This window comes from Ruegeria sp. BI11 (genome assembly GCF_056538005.1).
The window spans coordinates 154,007-172,248 of the sequence record NZ_JBQFSM010000005.1; the positions used below are offsets into that span (position 1 = coordinate 154,007).

General features: G+C 54.2%; 21 protein-coding genes and 1 tRNA gene. 3 read left to right on the plus strand and 19 right to left on the minus strand.

Going from position 1 to position 18,242, the window contains the following annotated elements:
- Nucleotides 1-211: 211 nt before the first annotated feature.
- The 8 genes from ACR0DT_RS13075 to ACR0DT_RS13110 all read right to left on the minus strand — a co-directional run bounded on the left by ACR0DT_RS13075 (nucleotide 212) and on the right by ACR0DT_RS13110 (nucleotide 9,467).
- Complete coding sequence (locus ACR0DT_RS13075; protein WP_480711166.1) at nucleotides 212-3,313, minus strand: HsdR family type I site-specific deoxyribonuclease; 3,102 nt, start codon at nucleotides 3,311-3,313, stop codon at nucleotides 212-214.
- Nucleotides 3,306-4,427, minus strand: a complete 1,122-nt coding sequence (locus ACR0DT_RS13080; RefSeq protein ID WP_480711167.1) for an AAA family ATPase — start codon at nucleotides 4,425-4,427, stop codon at nucleotides 3,306-3,308. Before ACR0DT_RS13080 ends, ACR0DT_RS13075 begins: the two co-directional genes overlap by 8 nt.
- Nucleotides 4,428-4,481: 54 nt before the next feature.
- Complete coding sequence (locus tag ACR0DT_RS13085) at nucleotides 4,482-5,693, minus strand: restriction endonuclease subunit S (RefSeq protein WP_480711168.1); 1,212 nt, start codon at nucleotides 5,691-5,693, stop codon at nucleotides 4,482-4,484.
- Nucleotides 5,690-7,234 (minus strand): type I restriction-modification system subunit M, encoded by a 1,545-nt coding sequence (locus ACR0DT_RS13090; protein WP_480711169.1) that lies wholly within the window; start codon nucleotides 7,232-7,234, stop codon nucleotides 5,690-5,692. Before ACR0DT_RS13090 ends, ACR0DT_RS13085 begins: the two co-directional genes overlap by 4 nt.
- The gene (gene mads1, locus ACR0DT_RS13095; RefSeq protein WP_480711170.1) at nucleotides 7,231-7,425 is read right to left on the minus strand and encodes a methylation-associated defense system helix-turn-helix domain-containing protein MAD1; all 195 of its coding nucleotides are present in this window, start codon (nucleotides 7,423-7,425) and stop codon (nucleotides 7,231-7,233) included. The genes ACR0DT_RS13090 and mads1 overlap by 4 nt, the downstream gene beginning before the upstream one ends.
- A gap of 225 nt (nucleotides 7,426-7,650) precedes the next feature.
- Complete coding sequence (locus ACR0DT_RS13100) at nucleotides 7,651-8,727, minus strand: tyrosine-type recombinase/integrase (RefSeq protein ID WP_480711171.1); 1,077 nt, start codon at nucleotides 8,725-8,727, stop codon at nucleotides 7,651-7,653.
- Entirely contained in the window at nucleotides 8,687-9,208 is a 522-nt protein-coding gene (locus ACR0DT_RS13105) for a helix-turn-helix domain-containing protein (protein ID WP_480711172.1), read from the minus strand. The genes ACR0DT_RS13100 and ACR0DT_RS13105 overlap by 41 nt, the downstream gene beginning before the upstream one ends.
- A 10-nt stretch (nucleotides 9,209-9,218) precedes the next feature.
- Nucleotides 9,219-9,467 carry a helix-turn-helix transcriptional regulator gene (locus tag ACR0DT_RS13110; RefSeq protein WP_480711173.1) on the minus strand — a complete coding sequence of 83 codons (249 nt, stop codon included), beginning with the start codon at nucleotides 9,465-9,467 and terminating at the stop codon, nucleotides 9,219-9,221.
- A 125-nt stretch (nucleotides 9,468-9,592) separates the two neighbouring features.
- Here ACR0DT_RS13110 and ACR0DT_RS13115 point away from each other — a divergent pair, with 125 nt between their 5' ends.
- On the plus strand, nucleotides 9,593-10,150 hold the full coding sequence (locus ACR0DT_RS13115; protein WP_480711174.1) for a hypothetical protein: 558 nt from the start codon (nucleotides 9,593-9,595) through the stop codon (nucleotides 10,148-10,150).
- 12 nt (nucleotides 10,151-10,162) lie between these two features.
- The gene (locus ACR0DT_RS13120; protein WP_480711175.1) at nucleotides 10,163-11,341 is read left to right on the plus strand and encodes a tyrosine-type recombinase/integrase; all 1,179 of its coding nucleotides are present in this window, start codon (nucleotides 10,163-10,165) and stop codon (nucleotides 11,339-11,341) included.
- Nucleotides 11,342-11,407: 66 nt separating this feature from the next.
- Here the strand turns inward: ACR0DT_RS13120 and ACR0DT_RS13125 are convergent.
- From ACR0DT_RS13125 to ACR0DT_RS13150, 6 genes are all read right to left on the minus strand, one after another.
- Nucleotides 11,408-11,482 (minus strand) — tRNA-Phe (locus tag ACR0DT_RS13125).
- 79 nt (nucleotides 11,483-11,561) lie between these two features.
- On the minus strand, nucleotides 11,562-11,744 hold the full coding sequence (locus tag ACR0DT_RS13130) for a DNA gyrase inhibitor YacG (protein WP_480711176.1): 183 nt from the start codon (nucleotides 11,742-11,744) through the stop codon (nucleotides 11,562-11,564).
- Entirely contained in the window at nucleotides 11,741-12,763 is a 1,023-nt protein-coding gene (locus ACR0DT_RS13135; protein ID WP_480711177.1) for a ribonuclease E/G, read from the minus strand. Before ACR0DT_RS13135 ends, ACR0DT_RS13130 begins: the two co-directional genes overlap by 4 nt.
- Entirely contained in the window at nucleotides 12,760-13,338 is a 579-nt protein-coding gene (locus ACR0DT_RS13140; protein ID WP_480711178.1) for a Maf family protein, read from the minus strand. Before ACR0DT_RS13140 ends, ACR0DT_RS13135 begins: the two co-directional genes overlap by 4 nt.
- A gap of 11 nt (nucleotides 13,339-13,349) precedes the next feature.
- Nucleotides 13,350-13,568, minus strand: coding sequence for a translation initiation factor IF-1 (gene infA, locus ACR0DT_RS13145; RefSeq protein WP_005978431.1), 219 nt, complete (start codon nucleotides 13,566-13,568; stop codon nucleotides 13,350-13,352).
- Between the two features lie 91 nt (nucleotides 13,569-13,659).
- Nucleotides 13,660-14,535, minus strand: coding sequence for a carbon-nitrogen hydrolase family protein (locus tag ACR0DT_RS13150; RefSeq protein ID WP_480711179.1), 876 nt, complete (start codon nucleotides 14,533-14,535; stop codon nucleotides 13,660-13,662).
- A gap of 147 nt (nucleotides 14,536-14,682) precedes the next feature.
- Between ACR0DT_RS13150 and ACR0DT_RS13155 the strand changes: the two genes are divergently transcribed.
- Complete coding sequence (locus ACR0DT_RS13155) at nucleotides 14,683-14,892, plus strand: hypothetical protein (protein ID WP_480711180.1); 210 nt, start codon at nucleotides 14,683-14,685, stop codon at nucleotides 14,890-14,892.
- Between the two features lie 20 nt (nucleotides 14,893-14,912).
- On the opposite strand, the gene ACR0DT_RS13160 is transcribed toward ACR0DT_RS13155, so the two are convergent.
- The 5 genes from ACR0DT_RS13160 to hisD all read right to left on the minus strand — a co-directional run bounded on the left by ACR0DT_RS13160 (nucleotide 14,913) and on the right by hisD (nucleotide 18,240).
- Nucleotides 14,913-15,512 carry a GNAT family N-acetyltransferase gene (locus tag ACR0DT_RS13160; RefSeq protein WP_480711181.1) on the minus strand — a complete coding sequence of 200 codons (600 nt, stop codon included), beginning with the start codon at nucleotides 15,510-15,512 and terminating at the stop codon, nucleotides 14,913-14,915.
- Complete coding sequence (locus tag ACR0DT_RS13165; protein ID WP_480711182.1) at nucleotides 15,505-15,903, minus strand: ketosteroid isomerase-related protein; 399 nt, start codon at nucleotides 15,901-15,903, stop codon at nucleotides 15,505-15,507. The genes ACR0DT_RS13160 and ACR0DT_RS13165 overlap by 8 nt, the downstream gene beginning before the upstream one ends.
- Before the next feature lie 2 nt (nucleotides 15,904-15,905).
- Nucleotides 15,906-16,358 (minus strand): arsenate-mycothiol transferase ArsC, encoded by a 453-nt coding sequence (locus tag ACR0DT_RS13170; RefSeq protein WP_480711183.1) that lies wholly within the window; start codon nucleotides 16,356-16,358, stop codon nucleotides 15,906-15,908.
- 3 nt (nucleotides 16,359-16,361) lie between these two features.
- A complete protein-coding gene (locus ACR0DT_RS13175; RefSeq protein WP_480711184.1) occupies nucleotides 16,362-16,841 on the minus strand; it encodes a UPF0262 family protein in 480 nt (159 codons plus the stop codon).
- Nucleotides 16,842-16,938: 97 nt separating this feature from the next.
- The gene (hisD, locus tag ACR0DT_RS13180) at nucleotides 16,939-18,240 is read right to left on the minus strand and encodes a histidinol dehydrogenase (RefSeq protein WP_480711185.1); all 1,302 of its coding nucleotides are present in this window, start codon (nucleotides 18,238-18,240) and stop codon (nucleotides 16,939-16,941) included.
- Nucleotides 18,241-18,242 lie beyond the last annotated feature (2 nt).

Sequence of the window (18,242 nt, forward strand, 5' to 3'; positions counted from 1 at the left end):
CATTTAACGTTCCATATCAGCCACTTAAGCGAGCCGTTCGGAGCTCTCTTGGCAAACATTTTCTATCTACTTGCATTGGAGGCAGTCAAGGCAATGGTTGGATGCCATTTCGCAAAAACTTCAGCCGACATTCCCCAAGTAGAATGACGGCTTCTCTGAACGTTCCCTAGGCGTTCTTGAGTATTCCAAATACGTATTGATGAACGACGCACTAAACCTGCCCGCCAACACCTTTAAACTTGTCGACAAAGGCCACAATTTTTTCGAAGACGGTTGTCTTCTTGGTCCGAAACTGCGGATTTAGTGGGCTCATTTTGGGGAGTATGGCATTGAGGTCAGCACCGTTTTCACTTGCAAATTCGCGTTTTATAGAAAAAGAAATATAGCGCTTTGCCGCATCAGAATTTAGATCTTCCGACCTTATAAGCTCTTCTACCTCTTTGCGTTGCTCTTCCTGAGCGAAAGAAAAAAATGCATCGATCACGCCTGCCTTATCATCAATCTGATCAAGATCAGTCTGGTTTATAAAGTCCACAATCAGGCTCTCTTTGGCTCGATTTCCAAGGCTACCGCGAATGACGCGGCGAGCATCATCAATCAGATCCCCTTTGCTCTTCACTTTTTTGTTTTTCTCAAAGATGAGCTCGAGGATGTAGTCGAGGTTGATTTCCTGCGATTTCAGAAGGTCCACTTCGAAAACGACATCATCCCACTCAATTTTGGTTTGTTCCTGCTCAGCCGAAGACTGTTCCCGGCGCAGCCAATCGCGAATGTCGTTATATGTTGATCTATAGTCTTGAACTGCTCGGTCTGAAGGCAGTTCTACCGCCTCCAGGTCGCGAAGGTCCTCGTCGCTCAAGTAATGCTTTTGCTTGAACTCCTCAACGGCAGCGTGATCTGTTAAATCCAGCCCCTGATAGGCTTTCAATGCAGAAAACTCGTCGTAGTTCCTGAGCACATTCTCAACTCTCAGATACTCACCAAAGAGCTTCGCGAACTCTTTTTTGTCTGCTTCTTTGACAATCTCGTCCGGCTTAGGAAAGCGCTCGGTCAGCTCCTTCACAACATCAATGAACCCGCGTCGCGCCGCACCGGTTTCCTGATCAACAAAACCATTCATGTACTCGTCGTAGCTCTTCTCAAGCACGACGTTCTTTGTGTTCTTGTCACCGAACAGCGTAATCGCATCAACGGTCGCTTGCTCAAGGTCCCTGAACGCCACGATATTGCCGAACGTTTTGGTCGCATCGTAGATCCGATTGGTTCTGGAGAACGCTTGCATCAAGCCATGAAAGCGAAGATTTTTGTCGACAAACAAGGTGTTAAGCGTTGGCGCATCAAAGCCTGTAAGGAACATACCGACGACAATCAGTAAGTCGATTTCCTTCGAGCGAACCCGGCTGGCAAGATCGCGGTAGTAGTTTTGAAAACCACTGCTATCGACACTAAAATTCGTTTTAAAAAAAGAATTGTAGTCTTTGACTGCGGCACTCAGGAACTCCTTAGCGCTGCTATTCATCGCTGACACATCGAAGCTCTCGTCCTGAATGTCACCGATCGCATCTTGCTGTTCGTTGGCCGCAAACGAGAAGATCGTGGCGATCTTCAGCGGCTTTTCACTGCCCGCCTGCAGAGCGTTCAAGGTTTCATAGTAGAGCTTCGCGGCATCCACACTGCTGACAGCAAACATGGCATTGAACCCACTGCTGCCTGCTTGCATCCGGTGGGTTTTTTGGCGGAAGTTGTTCAGAATATACTGAGAGACTTCCCGAATACGTTCTAGATGAAGTAGCGCTTGCTTGTTTTCAGCCGCGCTGAGCTTCTTTTCGTCTTGCTCAGTCTCGATGGCTTTGAACCGGGGACGCACATCATTGTAGTCGACCTTGAACTTCAGAACCTTTTCGTCGCGAATGGCATCGGTGATCACATAAGAATGCAGCTCGCGCCCAAACACCCCCGCGGTCGTTTCAGCCCCTAGCGCATTCTCAGGAAAGATCGGCGTTCCGGTAAAGCCAAACTGGTAAAATCGTTTGAACTTTTTCTTCAGATTCTTCTGTGCCTCGCCAAACTGGCTGCGATGACATTCATCGAAAATGAAGACCACCTGCTGGTCATATACCGGCAGGTCACCCTCTGACTTCATCAGGTTGTTCAGCTTTTGGATCGTTGTGACGATGATTTTGTTATCGTCCTTGCCTAAGTTGCGCTTCAATCCAGCCGTGCTGTCGGAACCGTTGACACTGTCAGGGGAAAACCTCTGGTATTCCTTCATGGTCTGGTAATCGAGGTCCTTGCGGTCCACAACGAAGAAGACTTTATCGATGAAATCCAGCTCGGTTGCCAACCGTGCCGCCTTGAAACTCGTCAACGTTTTGCCGGAACCTGTGGTGTGCCAGATGAAACCACCGCCCTCAGGCTTCCTCCAGTTTTTGGCTTCATATGAGCTTTTGATCTTCCAAAGGATGCGTTCAGTCGCTGCAATCTGGTAAGGCCGCATGATCAGCAAAGTGTCGCTGACATCGAAAACGGAATACTGCAACAGAACGTTCAGCAGCGTACGCTTCTGAAGGAAAGTTGCGGTGAAATCCTTGAGATCTTTGATCAGCTCATTGTCGGACTTCGCCCAATTCATGGTGAAGTCGAAGCTGTTCTTGTTACGCTTGGTCGTGTTGGCGAAATACCGGGTGTCGGTGCCGTTTGAAATCACGAAGAGCTGCAGAAACTTGAACAGGGAATGCTCGCTATTGAAGCTTTCCTTGCTGTAGCGGTGAATCTGATTGAAGGCCTCCCGGATCGCCACGCCGCGCTTTTTCAGCTCGATCTGAACCAATGGCAAACCGTTGACCAGGATCGTCACGTCATAGCGATTGGCGTGCGTACCGACCTGCTCGAACTGCTTGATAACCTGCAGCTTATTGCGAGCCATGTTCTTCTTGTCGAAGAGGTAAATGTTCTGGATACGCCCGTCATCAAAGACGAAATCGTGGATGTAGTCGTCGTGGATTTTGCGGGTTTTGTCGACGATGTTGTCGCTTGGCTTGTCGAGGTAGGTCTCGACAAAACGCTTCCATTCATCATCTGAAAACGTGACGTTGTTCAGCTGTTCCAGCTGCACCCGGACATTGGCAAGCATGGAATCTGGAGTCGTTAGAGCAGGCAGGAACTCATAGCCTTGATTGACCAAATCCTGCACCAATTCGCGTTCCAGATCATCTTCGCTCTGGTAGCGATCAGCGGCGTCCCACTCCTTGGTGTACTTGTCGAGGACGATGAAATTCTTCGTTTCCGCGATGGTTTTCGTCTGATCAACCATTTTTCGCCTCTTCCTTGACGAGCATCCGATATCGCTCAGCGAACTCGTACTTTTTGTTGGCTGTCTCACTGAGGAGGTATCCTAGGACCCGCTTGTCGTCCTTTGAAAGCTGCGGCTGTTCGTCTCCAGCGTGCTTTGAATGGCTCGAAATATCTACAATGCGCTTCAAGTAGGCGTCGCTAGTCCCTTCTGCCGTTCGAGGCAGCAGGTCCGCCCAGTCCTCGTACCCCATGAAGGTCGAGGTCTTCTCCAGAATGTTTCGCAGAAGGTTGTAGTGGTATTTCTCAAAGCCATCACCGTCAGAAGCAGTCTTAAGCTTCTCGATCAAATGCAGATGGTACGAGAACGGGCTGTCGTTGTTCCAACGGTCCAAAGAAAACGTGCCATCCTCATGCTGCGACAACTGATACTTGAAGCCATTTTTCAGCGCATTGAAAAGGACGTTGAAAAATAGCGGATTGTGGGTCGTGATGATGAATTTGGGGCCGTCTTGCGGCGCATCCTTGATCAGCGTCGCCAGGGTCTGTGCCAATTCTATAAGATGGTTGTCGTCAAGCGAGCTGACAGGGTCGTCAATGAAAACATACTCGAGCTTGTCGAACTGATTGGTGCTTCGATCTCCAATCTCAGGAACACTTAGGACCGAAACCACCTCTTCGATAAGCGTGTAGAAGATGCTCCAGATGAAGTTGCTTTCCTCACCTTTTGAAATCTTGATGCCTGTCGTGGCTTCGTCATCTCCGGTCGTGATGGAGAATGAGACCAAAGGATAGGTCTTCTCACCGGCCTTCTGCCCGTCTTTTTCCAAGAAGACGGGCGTCAGGTTTTTGTTGGTATAGTGCTGGAAGTTCGCAATGACCTCATTGCCCTTGCCTTGCTCCCCCAGAATCCAGTCAGTGAAAGTGTTCGGCTGGATCATCAACTTGGGTTCACCATCACCCAACAGGTCATTATCCCAGAAGAACAAGTCTTCCGTAAAAGCGTTGTAATACAGCACTTTTTCGCGAGACGGTTCGACGTCCTCCCCTTCTTCGGGCTTGGGCGCAATCAGGTCTTTCATAGCACGGGAAAGACGAGTTTTGCCGGTGCCGTTAAAGGCATAGATCAGCTGCACCTTTTTGTTGGCATCCCGCAACTGCTTTGCAATGTCTTCGAGGGTCTGGCCCATTTATGCGGCCTCCTCAGTTTTAGGGAAGCTAAAGAGCAAGTCGCGATAGTATTCGTATTGCAACTGACGAAGCTCGATTTCACCCGGCAGTGCATCTCCCAGCGAAGCGATCACAGCATCGAATCTGTCTAGGGTCGCAATGATGCGGGCCTGCTTTCCTTCCTCTTTGGGGATGGGGACAGGATACTTCTGAAACATCGGCATCCGCAAAGAAGTCACAGAAGCATGAACTGACGTCTGCCTTAGATAGTGTCCGAAATTTTTTCGGATATAGTGGAACAGGTACTTTGAAAGTACGCGACTATCCGTAACGACTATTCGATACGCGCGTTGGTGCAGCGCGTACTTTCCCGACATATAGTGGAATACCTTTCCGACACCGACGCCGTCCCCTGCCGTAATGATTGCTGTTTCATCAAATTCGAATTCATCAATTGCCCGCGGTTCTTGCGATCTCACAAAAAATGGGTACCTCCCGTTGGGTACTGCCTCATTAGTGTTCTTACTACCGGTTCCAATGGATGCAATTTCGCCCAATGTCGTCCATTCGGCATCATCTCCACCGAAGCTCAGTAGCTCACGGCTGTAGAATTCGTATTGCTTTCTTCTATTTTCGAGCTCGACTGTCAGCTCAGCTGTCAACTCGGCTGTCAGCTCGGTGAAGCTATCCAAAATCCGAACAATCTCCGCTTGGATCGCAAGCGATCTATCTGGATCGTCGGGGCACGGGACTGGGATAGTCGCCTGGCCCAGTCCTCTTGCGTTTATGGAAGAAATCTTTCCGGAGGAAATGCTAGATCTAATTTGCTGCTTAAAAGCAGTGGTCCTGAAAAAATATGAAACGTACTTTGCATCAAGCCAGCTACGGTACGAAAAACATGCGTCGTGTATGACAACCTCTTCCTTTCCTAGCCAGGCTGTCCCATTGCCGATGTCTTCAATAGTTTCGCCAGCGGCGACGATTACGACGTCGCCAGGACGCGCTACTCTAAGTTTCAATGCTAACTCTGAATCAACGTATGACTTGGCGTCATCAGCCCAAACGCCATAGTGCGTATACATCTCGCCGTAGTGGATGCAGGGGGTCCCTTTATCCAACATGTCTTTCTTTACAAATCTCTTCCCTCGTTGAAATTCGCCTACCCCATCGAGGCGGTTCCATTCCACTACAGCCCCATTCAGTAGTTTTTTCAGAAAGTCCTGAGCGCTCATGCCTCGATCTCCGCGACAAGGGCGTCAATATCTGCTCGCAGCTGGACAATCTTGGCGACAGTGGTTTCTAGGTCGGCATTCAGCTTGGCAATTTCGACAACTTCGCGGGTGTCCTTGGGCTCTACATAGGTGCTAACCGATAGGTTGTAGTCTTTCTCGGCAATCGTATCGTAGGAGACGGTTTCAGCCACATGAGGCATGTTCTCTTTGCTGTCAAACATCCTCATGATCTCGGTAATATGCCGGTCTTCCATGATGTTGATGTTCACACCTTTGCGGAAGAATTCCTCACCCGTCGCGTCGATGAACTGAACGGCTGTGTCTGTCTTGTTCTTGGCCAGCACCAGGATGTTCACCGCGATCGTCGTGCCGAAAAACAGATTTGGCGCAAGGGCAATCACCGTTTCGACGAAGTTGTTGTCGACCAGATACTTACGGATCTTTTGCTCTGCGCCACCGCGATAGAAGATACCGGGGAAGCAAACGATCGCAGCCCGCCCCTTGGCCGACAAGTAGTGCAGTGAATGAAGAACAAAGGCAAAATCCGCCTTCGACTTCGGGGCCAAAACCCCAGCGGGCGCAAAACGATCATCGTTGATCAGAGTCGGGTCATCCGCGCCCTTCCATTTCACCGAATAGGGCGGGTTCGACACGATGGCGTCAAAGGGCTTGTCATCCTGGAAGTGCGGGTCCTCGAGCGTGTTGCCATACTGAATGTTGAACTTGTCATAGTTGATGTTGTGCAGGAACATGTTCATGCGGGCGAGGTTGTAAGTCGTGTAGTTGATTTCCTGCCCGAAGAAGCCGTCTTCGATGATGTGTTTCTCAAATTCCTCCTTGGCCTGCAAAAGCAGTGACCCAGACCCCGCCGCCGGATCGTAGATCTTGTTGACGCTGGTCTGCTTGTGCATGGCCAGTTTGGCGATGAGTTTGGACACGTGGGTCGGTGTGAAGAATTCACCGCCGGATTTGCCCGCGTTGGCGGCGTAGTTCGATATCAAGAACTCATAGGCATCGCCGAACAAGTCGCCTTCGTTGTCGTCGAACTTCAACGGCAGGCCAGCTACGCCTTTAAGGACCTCAGCCAGTCTTTCGTTCTTCTGTTTAACCGTGCTGCCCAGGCGGTTGCTGGTGGTGTCGAAATCGGCAAAGAGACCATTGATGTCCTGCTCGGACGGGTAGCCACTGGCCGAAGCCTCGATCGCTGAAAAGATCTCGGCAAGATCAGTGTTCAGGCTGTCGTTCTTGCTCGCGGTTTTCACCACGTTTTGAAAGAGTTGGCTGGGATATATGAAGTAGCCCTTGGTTTTGACTGCCTCGACTTTGGCTTCATCGGGGATGTCTGCGTCGGCCATGCCCGCATAGTTGATGCTATCATCGCCACCTTCGATGTAGTTGGTGAAGTTCTCGCTGATGAAGCGATAGAACAACGCACCCAGGACGAACTGCTTGAAGTCCCAGCCGTCCACTGCGCCTCGCACTTTGTTGGCGATTTGCCAAATTTGGCGGTGCAATGCTTCAACCTGCTGCTGACCTGTCATTTTTGCTTCCCTTCTTGTTTTTGTTCCTGCTCAGTAATCCAGCGATCGATCTCGCTTCTGCGAAACCGCCATGCGCTTCCCACCTTGAACCCGGGAACCTTGCCCTCAGATGCGAACCGATATGCTGTTTTTTCAGCGATTTTGAGGTACTCAGCGAGCTCTTTCACGGTCAAAATGTCTTCGTTGGGCATTTCGAAAATGTCCTATCTGGGGAGCATGAGTTGAAGCTAGTTGAAACCAAGGGAAACGACAATCTCTCGTTTGATCTCGAGAAAGCATGTATTCGCAATCGATGGCGCTTCATGGGCGGTCGCGCCGAGCGAGGAGGGCTGAATTACCCGGTATGGAAGCGGCCTCACCGGCCTCGTGTAGGCGGCGCCGCCTTGACTAATAGTCCTGAAAGCCACTTGCTTTGCTCAAGCTTTCGACTGATCAAACTTGTCCAACAAGAGTTCGAGTTTGGCTTCCAAGTCCTTACTTTTTCCCACATTGCGTATCAGTTCCCGTTGCCTCGCCAATGGTATCTGTCCATAGCTTGACAGAGTCGTGACGACGCTTTCATGACCGAGGTTCTGGCTGAACGCTTTGAACTCTTCCGGCGTCCGGCATGTGAGGTACGCGTACTCGACGACGGTGTTTCGTACACGGTGAGGGGTGAAGTAGGGCAAGCCAGCTTCGTCAAACGCACGCTTGAAAATTTGTCGAATAGGCTGGGAATTGGACCACACTTGGCGTTTGACGCCATCCACAATCGGTCCCTTTTGGGGATCGATCCGTTGCCGTGATTGGGGAAAAAGGGGATCGTCAGGCTGCCATCGGAGTTCATCACGCAGATATGCGACCCATGAGAACAGAACGCCTTCTATCTCGGGCCCAAGCGGTAAAAGCACAGACTCGATCAGCTTGCTGTTCTTGGTGCGGACCGTTCTTGGGTCTTGAACGATCATCTGCCGGTTGATGTCGACATGGCCAAGTCGCAATGAGGCAGCTGCATTGTCCCGAATGCCGGTCATCATGAGAAGGGCGAATACGGCACGATCACGCTTCTCCAAAATGGTTTTCGAAGGCATCGATGCTAAGACGCGTTTCAATTGATCCATAGTCGGTGAGGGCTTGGTAGGCGGAGATGTTGCCGCACGTATGTCCTTTTCGGAGAGGTTGAAGTAGGCGATGGCGTTGGTGTCGATCTTCGACTTGAATCCGGGCTGCACTGACAGCCATCGGAAGAAACGTTGCACCGCTTTCAACGTAGAAAGAACGGTCGAGTTTCCGAGGCGTTGACTTTCATCGGCAGGGGCGGAAAGCGCCGCCCTGAAACCTTTCGCCTGATCGCGATTGAAGCGTCCGAAGTCGCAATAGCCGGTATATTCCTCGAAGCGCAGGATCGCTTTTTCAACCCCGCGCACGGTCGCTTCGGACTTTTGATCCGCTTCGCGTAGGAATTCAGCATAATCACGCTTGATCCGTTCGTTGTCTGCGTTGAATTCGTCCATTTTCATCATGCTCCATTGTGTCACTATCCAAGAGGGGAATGCTGCTCCCCTTTAGGCTTGGGGTCCGCCTCTGGAGTGGTCCGAACGACACCGTGTATTCTCGCAGTCGCGAAGCGCTCCCGGCACGGTAGATTTTCCCGCCGCATGTGCAGCAAGCCCCGGCCAGCCGAACCGTTTTCGCGTTGAGATCGGCAATGTAGACGGAGCCCAGGATTGGAAGGCGGGGCGCTCGACACGCAAGGCAGTACATTTGATCAGGGTCGCAGTTTTGCTTCCCACGTTTGACGCGGGCATCGAGATATCTGCGAAGTTCAGCGCCGTGGACCAAGGTTGGCTTCTGGCCATCAATTGAAGCCAACCCATTTCTGAGCCATCGGCGAACCGTGTGCACATGAACTTCGAGAAGAGCCGCGACTTCAGGCACCGAGTAGGTACGCCTGATACGGACACGCCTGCGGTCCGGGTTCTTGGTTCCCGACATCTTGCTGGCCCTAGTCGCCCGTCCGGATTTCCCGACCGCCGGTTCCGGCGAGACGAGGCGCGGCGGAGACCCAAGACTGCAAGTCTTCAAGGAAGTAGAAAGCGCGCCCGCCCAGAAGAACGTACTGGGGGCCTTGGCCCTTCATTGCCCAATCGGCAAGCGTCTTGGGAGAGTAGCCAAGATAGCGGGCTGCATTCTTACGGTCCATCCGTCCGTCCGGATGGATGAATACACGCTGGGTGTCTGCATCGATTTTCATGGTTTGCTTCCTTGCTCAACAGCTTTCTTAGGTCAGTACGGAGAAAGAAGAGCAAGACATGTATTGAAACTCAATACATAACGTGCAAAATGGATCATAACAGAACGTTTCGACACGAGGACATCATGGCAATAAAGGTTTCCAAAGGCTCTGGATCAAAGTTGGGCAGGACTGAAACCGTCTCGATTCGGCTCGATCCGCGACTCAACTACTTGTGTGAATTGGCAGCCAGATCGCAGCGCCGAACCAAATCCTCGTTTATCGAGTCCATGCTTGCGGAGCAGATTCAAACGCTTGTAATTAACAAGTGGAGAGAAGTCCCCTATGGCGAGCCTGACACATTTGGCTCTATGGCAGACATCCTTTGGCACGTGAGGGACAGCCAGCGCCTGGTGTCATTGGCCCTCATAGCCCCTGAACTAATGACGTTTGAAGAGCAACATGTTTGGGCGTTGATCGAGGAGAATGGTTTTTTTTGGCGTGGGCGCTGGGAGAAGGAGAAGTGGAAGTACAGTACAAATCTCGACAAAATCATTCGCGAACGCGTTGATGAATGTTGGGAAGATATCCTCGCGGTGGCTGCTGGCGAAAAGAGTTCAGGTATTCTGCCCGCGCTATCACAAAACTCTGCGAAGCCGGAGCCAGAAGAGCCGAATGACGCTGATTCCGAAATTCCATTCTAAGAGGGCGGCATCATGGCTATCAGGTTCTCAAAACTGACACGTCCTGCAATACGCTCTTTGAAGACAGGCGAGGCTATTACCGAACATGGGATCACGTTTCGCCGGGATGCCAACGGCGACGGAGTTTATTCGGTCAACGTCATGGTCGACCGCCGGCGCATCCATCGCGTTATCGGTCGGGAGTCCGAAGGCGTGACTAGGCAGCAGGCAGAAGACTTCATTGCCCAAGTCCGCACCGATGCACGTCGTCAGCGTCTGGAGTTGCCCGAAGGGCGCAAGACGCCACTGAGTTTTGAAGAGGCGGCAGACCGTTATGTACAAAGGCTTCGGGACAGCGACGGAAAGAACATCCGTATCAAAGAGCGTCAACTAACACAGCACCTAGTCCCGTTTCTTGTAACCAAGCCCTTAAGTGCCATCGAGTCCTTTGATGTTGAACGCTACAAGAAGGCCCGCCGCTCTGCGGGCGCAGCAAAGGCGACCGTAAATCGGGAATTGGCTACGCTTTCCCACCTGCTGAACCAAGCAGTCGAATGGAAATGGATCAAGAGCAAATCAGTCAAGATTGTTCGCTTCAAAGAAGACAACCAAAGAATAGTGTATCTGACCGACGATCAGTGCGTAGCATTGCTGGAGGCAGCGGCATCGGATCACAATGAAAACGTCCACGCTTTCGTCATGGTCGGACTGCACACCGGGATGCGTCATGCAGAAATTCTCGCGATCCGTCGGGAAGACGTCGACGCTGAGAAACGAGTGATTTGGGTTCCGCAAGCAAAGGCAGGGTCTCGAGAGCAACCAATCACACGCGAACTTTCGGAGTATCTGGAAAGACGCATGGAGATGTTGCCTTCGGGCTGCGAATGGCTATTCCCCTCTCCGGGGAGCGCCACCGGCCACGTGCATACAATCCGCAAAGCCTTTCGCCGCTCCACTAAACGTGCTGGGCTTGATCCCGACCAGATCACTCCCCATACGCTTCGTCATACGGCAGTGACGCATTTGGTTCAGGCAGGCGTCGACCTGCCCACAGTCCAGCGCATTTCCGGTCACAAGACGTTGTCGATGGTTGCACGCTACGCGCACCAAAGTGGCTCGCACATCGAGGCTGCAATGGATCGGCTGGAAGGGCGGGTCAGCGGCACTCAGGAAGACAATGTCCGCCAGCTAAAGCCAAAAAGTTCGGCCTGATTACACACGAATTACACGTGCACTTGAGTGCATCGGGCACTTGATCACCTAAGTAATTGATTTTTATGGTGCCCGGGGGCGGAATCGAACCACCGACACGAGGATTTTCAATCCACTGCTCTACCCCTGAGCTACCCGGGCACGGAAACGATATCAATCGTTGGGTGGAGGCCTTCTATGACTTGCCAAAGGCAGTGTCCAGAGGCTTTTTAAGATTTTTTCAATGTGGACGTGATTGCTTTGTTTCACCTTCGGAAACTTCCGCATCCAGGTCCTCTTCCCGCTGCGACGGAACTGCATATGACCCGTTCAACCACTTTGCCAGATCGATGTCGGCGCAGCGTTTCGAGCAGAAAGGCCGGAACTTGGCCACCGTGTTTTCGCCACAGATTGGACAGCTCATTTCAGCACCTCTGTCAACGGAATGCGGCCTCGTTTACGTTGCAACTCGTAATGACCCAACGGGGTCCAGCCCGCCAGAGTGGTTTCGATTCCATCCGCTTTGAACGCTGCGCGCAGGACTGATTCAAAACCACGCCGGTCTTTTTTGGGCATCGGGGCCAGATCCAACGTGATTTGCCCACCAAGTCCCCGCACACGTAGCGCACGGGCCAGCGTTTTGGCGCAGGCGAAGTTCGCTTTGGTTCCAGCGGCCAAAGACGTATCAGATCCGGTATTCACGTCCACCGCGACCAATGCGCGTGTGGGCTGAATATACAGATGCCCGCCGCCCGGAAGCGGTTCGGAAATGCCCCGTACCACATCCAGCGCATCGAGCACACCTTGCGTCTCGAAGCTTCCGTCCTGTGTCACCACCTCGGCCGGATCGGTCCAGTCGCGCCAGGCCAGGACATGGGGGCCATCGCCTTCCAACAACAACTCGGGTTCGGTGCCGGGATCATTCAAAACCTGATCAGCATGGGCCAGCATGGCGCTGATATCCTCGGCAATCTCGCCCGCGTCCTCACCCAAACAGCAAGAGCGCAGAATCAGGCCGTAGGTGCTGCCGTCCATGCAACCATGCGCAATCTCAAGCAGGTGGTCGCGCTCGTCCTCGTCGCGGATGGATCTCGAGATATTCAGACCCGGCGCATTAGGCGTGACAATAGCATATCGGCTTTTGAACAGAACACGATCTGTGACCGGCAGCGCCTTGCCTGGCTCGGCATAACCTGTGACCTGCACCAGCATCATGGCACCCGGTGCCAAGCCCTTGACTTGTCGCAGGAACGCTGGACCATCGGGGGTTGTCAGGAACATGCCGCCCTGCCCTTTGACTGGGCGGTCGGCACGTGCGCGATAGATTGTACCGGGTGTGGGGGCATCCCCCGCGATCAGAAAATCGTCCAGCTTGCCATCCACCATCAAGGCGGCGGCTTCGCGATTTTCGATATGGTCCAGAACGATGGTGCGACCCTTCATGATGCCTCACGGTATAAGGGATAGCCGATGCCCTGCAAAAGGGCGGCGGTCTCAGATAGGGGCAGACCCACAATGCCGGTGAACGAGCCTGAAATCCATGGGATGAAGGCCCCAGCCGGGCCTTGAATGGCGTAAGCACCAGCCTTGCCCTGCCAATCTCCGGTGGCCAGATAGGCGTTGATTTCAACATCCGACAGGCGCTTGACCTTGACCTGAGACACCACATCGCGCTGCAACACGCGCTCCCCACGCCGCACAGCGACCGAGGTGATCACGCGGTGCCGCCGACCCGACAGGGCATGCAGGAATTCAGCCGCCTGCCCTGCGCCTTCGGGTTTGCCCAGAATGCGGCGACCTAGTGCAACGGTGGTGTCTGCGCACAGGGTGACATCATCGCTATCAGCTTGAACAGCCTGCACTTTTGACCGCGTGATACGGTTGCAGTAGGGCACCGGCAGCTCGCCTTTCAACGGCGTCTCGTCAATGTCAGGGGCGCGGATGGCATCGGGCTGCACGCCAAGCTGAGCCAGCAGGTCCAGCCGCCTTGGGCTGCCCGATCCTAAGATAAACGCCATTGCGGCAGGCGTTACTTGAAGCGATAGTTGATCCGACCCTTGGTCAGATCATAGGGGGTCATCTCGACCTGAACCTTGTCGCCGGCCAGAACACGGATGCGGTTCTTGCGCATCTTGCCTGCCGTATGTGCGATTATCTCATGGCCGTTTTCCAGCTCGACCCGAAACGTCGCATTAGGCAGGAGTTCCTTCACGACACCGGGAAATTCGAGCGTATCTTCCTTGGCCATGTTGTCTCCATCATTACGTTGCACCCGCAGAATCTACGGGGATGTGCGCTTAAATGAGCCCATTTTGGGCTTATTTCAAGGCCAGAATCACCTAAAGGCGCGATAATGTGACGGAATCGACTCGGGGGGACTGTTCCCCCCAATGGGTTCGGTTCAGCACATGGCCGTCGGCGCGGACCTCGGCAATCGCGGAAAGATCGATATCCGCATAGGTCCAGCCAGGCTGGTTCAAAGCGCCTTCGGCAAGCACCCCGGTCGGCGGAAAGCCTTTGTCAGGCGGGCCGAATATGCCGCCAGTGCCGGTATTCATGTCCACCGCCTCGGACCAATCATTGTCCCCGACCAGAGACGACATCACCGTAACACATTGATTTTCAAGCGCCCTTGACATTGCCCCGATACGAACGCGCCAATAGCCGGCCAGTGCCTCGGTACATGAGGGTACCAGGATCAAATCGGCTTCGCTTAGCGCGCGGCCCAGCAGGGGGAACTCGCTGTCATAGCAGATCAACACTCCGATCTTGCCCAATGCGGTATCGAGCAGTTTCAGAGGACCACCCGGTGCGATATCCCAGTCTTCGCGTTCGAACCGGGTCATAATCTGTTTGTCCTGATGATCCTGCCCGCCATCTGGCGCGTAAAGCGCAGCGCGGTTCACCGGTCGCCCCGGCCCGTCCACAACTGGCGCCGACGCGCCCAGAATATAGGTATTATATTCTTGTGCGAGGCGTTGATGAAGGCTCTGCGCGTCCCCCATCCGATCTGACACCGCCCGGATCGAACGCTCCAGATCGCCCGCCACTTCTGGACCGTCGAGCGTCGACAGCTCCATCGCACCGTACTCGGGGAAGACCAATAACTCCGCCCCCTGCCCCGCGGCCTGGGACACCCAGCGGTCCAGTTTGTCCTCATACTGGGCCCAGCTGTCGAGCCAGTCCAGATTGTAGGCGGCGGTGGCGACTTTCATTTCTGGTTCCTCAGATCTGATTTTGCGAGACACTAATTGAAGGTGACTCAATCTGTACAGACGCTATGTTCGTCTCCGCCTTCATCGACGGGAAAGTGAATTGGCAGGGGGCACCGGAAATGGTTCAATACGTGCGGGAGGACGGCCATGCAAACACCGGAAAGCTTCGAGAAGTTTTATTATGCTAAGGTGGGTATGGGCGAAGCCTGCGGCTGTGCAGAACGCGTGATCGACGTGTTCGAATTCAATCGGCAGGGTGGCGCGCAAGCAAAAAAGGCGATGAAATCGGATAAGCGCAACAACCGAAGCTTCAGAGGATGGGCCGTAAAATACGGTTTACTCAGCCGTAAACGTTAGGCTTGAAGCGCAGCGGTGGATTACGACGACAAATCCCGCATCCAAAACTGCAGCGGTTTCTGGGTCTCATCTTCCTCACCAATGTCCTTCCACGAGAATTGCGCGATCACACCGCGCAGCGGTTCGTATCCGCGGGCACGCCAAAACGCGTCCAGCGGGCGATAGTTTTCCGGCCGCATCGGGTGATCCGTCGGGCGCTGCACATCGCAGAAGGCACATTTGGCAAAACCCTGCGCACGCGCATGCGCCTCGCGCAGGTCAAAGAATTTGTGCCCTACGCCTTGACCTCGATAGTCAGAAAGCAACACAGATTCAGCGCAGTAGAAGATTTCAGATAGGTCCAGACCGGTTCCTTCAAAGGCGGCAGCGAAATCATCGGCGTGATCGGTCAGAGGGGCCCCGGTTGAGGCCCCGATCAGGCGATCGCCATCAAAGGCGCCGACGACAATCGCCTGGTCGCTGTCGCGATAGGACTGCAGGTACTTGCGCTCATAGTCCAAATCACCGTCATACAAGTACGGCCACGCCCGAAACACTTCGATCCGCAACCGCGCCACATCGTCCAGAGCGGCCTCTAGCGCCGCTCCGGTCAGGGGGCGGACTGCGGTGACCTCAGCCATTCGAGACCTGCTTGGTCCAGTCGGCAAGGTTATAGAAGGTGGTGACGCGGGTGATCTTGTCGTCCCTCAGATCAAAGAACGACCCGGCGGGCAGACGGTAGGTCTGACCATGCGCCTCAGGCAGGCCCTCATCGGTTTCCAGATAGGTGCCATTCACGATGAACTCTGCCGCCGCACGGGTGCCGCCTTCGGCTTCAAACACCACGATATCGGTGAGGTTCTCGCGGTAGCAGCGGTTCATGTGGTCGCAGAAGGCGGCGAATTTCTCTTTGCCAACGCGGATCTGCCCTTCGTTCACGTGATGAGCCACGTCATCGGACAGGCAGGCCAACATGCCATCGACATCGCCTGCGTTGAAAGCCTCAAAATATGTTTTGACGGTCTGGTTCATGGTCACTCCGTAGGTTCGCCCCAGCGTTCTTTCAGATGCCCAATGATCTGATCGCGGGTCTGTCGGTAGTGATGTAGCTTTTCTTCGCGATTCTCGCCCAGCCCGGTAGGGTCCATTATTGGCCAATAATCGACATCCAGGTGAAAAATCCGGGTCAGTTCCAGCGCCTTTCGCTGACTGGCGGGCGACAGGGCAACCACCAGGTCAAAGGAGCTGAGGTCATCGCCCCATTCCTGCATTTCATCAAACGAGCGCGTTCTGTGGCGGGAAAGCTCGACCCCGATCTCTTGGCAGACCGAAATGCAGAACCCGTCAATTTCGAAGTCGTTGCGCACGCCGGCAGATTGCACATATGTCCCGGTGCCATAGAACTTCTTCATGATGCCTTCGGCCATCGGTGACCGAACCGAATTGTGGTCGCAACAAAACAGAACCGACTGCGGCAGAGGCGTCACCCGTCAGCCCCCGAAGTGCAGCACGCAGATCAGCGTGAACAGGCGGCGGGCGGTGTCGGTGTCTATATCCGCTTTTCCTTCCAACCGCTCCTGCAGCACGCGGCTGCCTTCGTTGTGGATGCCGCGCCGGGCCATGTCGATGGTTTCGATCTGGCTGGGCGGCAGGGTCTTGACCGCGTTGAAATAGCTTTCGCAGATCTGGAAATAGTCTTTGACCACCTGTTTGAACGGACCCAGCGACAGATGGAACTCGGCCGCTTTTTCCTCGGCCTCGGTGGCGATATCAAAGACCAGTCGTTTTTCACGGATCGACAATTGCACATGATACGGCCCGTCCGGTACAGCGCGCCCGTCGCGATGCGGCAGGGTAAAGCTGTTATCTTCCAGCAGATCATAGATGGCGACCTTGCGCTCCTGCTCGATCTCGGGGGTCGGCGGGGGCAGGTTGCGATCATCCAGTTCGATTTGCGAAATGCGGGTCATGTCGTATGTGGTCCGTTCAACTCAGCACAGACCTATAACAATGGATTTCATTGAGCAACGCACAGAAACGCCATCTGCCGTAGGTCTTTGCGTCAATTCAGCCATTCAACTTGTTCAGACGGGCCGTGACCGACAAGCCGTGCGCCTCAAGGCTTTCGGACTGGGCCAATTGTTCCGCCGCAGGACCAATAGCGCGCAGCGCTTCAGGTGTCATCTGACTGAGCGTGGTGCGTTTGAGGAACTCCATTACACTTAAGCCGGATGAGAACCGGGCCGAACGTGCGGTGGGCAGCACGTGATTGGGTCCACCGACGTAGTCACCAATGGCCTCGGGCGTGTATTGGCCAAGGAAAATCGCCCCCGCATGGATGGTTTTATCACCCAGCGCAACCGGATCGGCGACGCAAAGCTCCAGGTGTTCTGGCGCTATGCGATTGGACAGGGCGGCGGCCTCATCCAGATCACGCACGGTGATCACCGCACCATAGTCGCGCCAGCTAGCCCCGGCGATAGCGCGCCGCTGCAGGGTTTCGAGGCGTTTTTCAACTGCCTGCGCCACAGCCTGCCCAAAGGCGGCATCATCGGTGATCAGGATCGATTGGGCACTTTCATCGTGCTCTGCCTGGCTGAGCAGGTCCAGCGCGATCCAATCGGGATCGTTGTCCTTGTCGGCAATAACCAGAATTTCGGATGGGCCCGCAATCATGTCGATGCCGACCTTGCCGAACACCCGGCGCTTGGCTGCCGCGACAAAGGCATTGCCAGGGCCGGTGATCTTGTCCACCGGAGCGATGGACGTGGTTCCATAGGCAAGTGCCGCAATCGCCTGTGCGCCGCCGATGCGATAGATTTCGTCTACACCGGAAAGCCGTGCGGCCAGCAGAACCAGTGGGTTCACCTGCCCGTCCGGCGTCGGCACCGCAATGGCCAACCGCTGGACCCCTGCCACTTTGGCTGGGATTGCGTTCATCAAAACTGAAGACGGATAGGAAGCCAGCCCACCCGGCACGTAAAGACCCGCTGCAGAAACCGCCGACCAACGCCACCCCAACGTGGCTCCAGCTGAATCGGTCCACTGATGGTCTTCGGGCATTTGCTTTTCGTGATAAGCGCGGATGCGTTCGGCGGCCAGTTCCAAAGCAGCACGGTCTGCGTCTGACACTTGCCCGACCGCCGCGTCGATTTCATCGGCCGAAAAGGCCAGTTGATCTGGCGTCAGCTCTAACCGGTCGAACTTGGCGGTCAGTTCGATCACAGCCACATCGCCCTGGCTGCGCACATCGTCGATGATCTGCGCCACGGTGGCATCCACATCCGGGCTGTCCTCGCGCTTGGCCGACAACAAGGCCTGGAAGGCGGATTCGAACTCAGGCGACGTGGTATCAAGGAAAACGGGCATGA

Bases quoted from the DNA above. Each gene is read 5' to 3' on its own strand.
- ACR0DT_RS13075 (WP_480711166.1), bottom strand. From the start codon at position 3,313: ATGGTTGATCAGACGAAAACCATCGCGGAAACGAAGAATTTCATCGTC.
- ACR0DT_RS13085 (WP_480711168.1), bottom strand. From the start codon at position 5,693: ATGAGCGCTCAGGACTTTCTGAAAAAACTACTGAATGGGGCTGTAGTG.
- ACR0DT_RS13090 (WP_480711169.1), bottom strand. From the start codon at position 7,234: ATGACAGGTCAGCAGCAGGTTGAAGCATTGCACCGCCAAATTTGGCAA.
- mads1 (WP_480711170.1), bottom strand. From the start codon at position 7,425: ATGCCCAACGAAGACATTTTGACCGTGAAAGAGCTCGCTGAGTACCTC.
- ACR0DT_RS13100 (WP_480711171.1), bottom strand. From the start codon at position 8,727: ATGGACGAATTCAACGCAGACAACGAACGGATCAAGCGTGATTATGCT.
- ACR0DT_RS13105 (WP_480711172.1), bottom strand. From the start codon at position 9,208: ATGTCGGGAACCAAGAACCCGGACCGCAGGCGTGTCCGTATCAGGCGT.
- ACR0DT_RS13110 (WP_480711173.1), bottom strand. From the start codon at position 9,467: ATGAAAATCGATGCAGACACCCAGCGTGTATTCATCCATCCGGACGGA.
- ACR0DT_RS13115 (WP_480711174.1), top strand. From the start codon at position 9,593: ATGGCAATAAAGGTTTCCAAAGGCTCTGGATCAAAGTTGGGCAGGACT.
- ACR0DT_RS13120 (WP_480711175.1), top strand. From the start codon at position 10,163: ATGGCTATCAGGTTCTCAAAACTGACACGTCCTGCAATACGCTCTTTG.
- ACR0DT_RS13130 (WP_480711176.1), bottom strand. From the start codon at position 11,744: ATGAGCTGTCCAATCTGTGGCGAAAACACGGTGGCCAAGTTCCGGCCT.
- ACR0DT_RS13135 (WP_480711177.1), bottom strand. From the start codon at position 12,763: ATGAAGGGTCGCACCATCGTTCTGGACCATATCGAAAATCGCGAAGCC.
- ACR0DT_RS13140 (WP_480711178.1), bottom strand. From the start codon at position 13,338: ATGGCGTTTATCTTAGGATCGGGCAGCCCAAGGCGGCTGGACCTGCTG.
- infA (WP_005978431.1), bottom strand. From the start codon at position 13,568: ATGGCCAAGGAAGATACGCTCGAATTTCCCGGTGTCGTGAAGGAACTC.
- ACR0DT_RS13150 (WP_480711179.1), bottom strand. From the start codon at position 14,535: ATGAAAGTCGCCACCGCCGCCTACAATCTGGACTGGCTCGACAGCTGG.
- ACR0DT_RS13155 (WP_480711180.1), top strand. From the start codon at position 14,683: ATGCAAACACCGGAAAGCTTCGAGAAGTTTTATTATGCTAAGGTGGGT.
- ACR0DT_RS13160 (WP_480711181.1), bottom strand. From the start codon at position 15,512: ATGGCTGAGGTCACCGCAGTCCGCCCCCTGACCGGAGCGGCGCTAGAG.
- ACR0DT_RS13165 (WP_480711182.1), bottom strand. From the start codon at position 15,903: ATGAACCAGACCGTCAAAACATATTTTGAGGCTTTCAACGCAGGCGAT.
- ACR0DT_RS13175 (WP_480711184.1), bottom strand. From the start codon at position 16,841: ATGACCCGCATTTCGCAAATCGAACTGGATGATCGCAACCTGCCCCCG.
- hisD (WP_480711185.1), bottom strand. From the start codon at position 18,240: ATGCCCGTTTTCCTTGATACCACGTCGCCTGAGTTCGAATCCGCCTTC.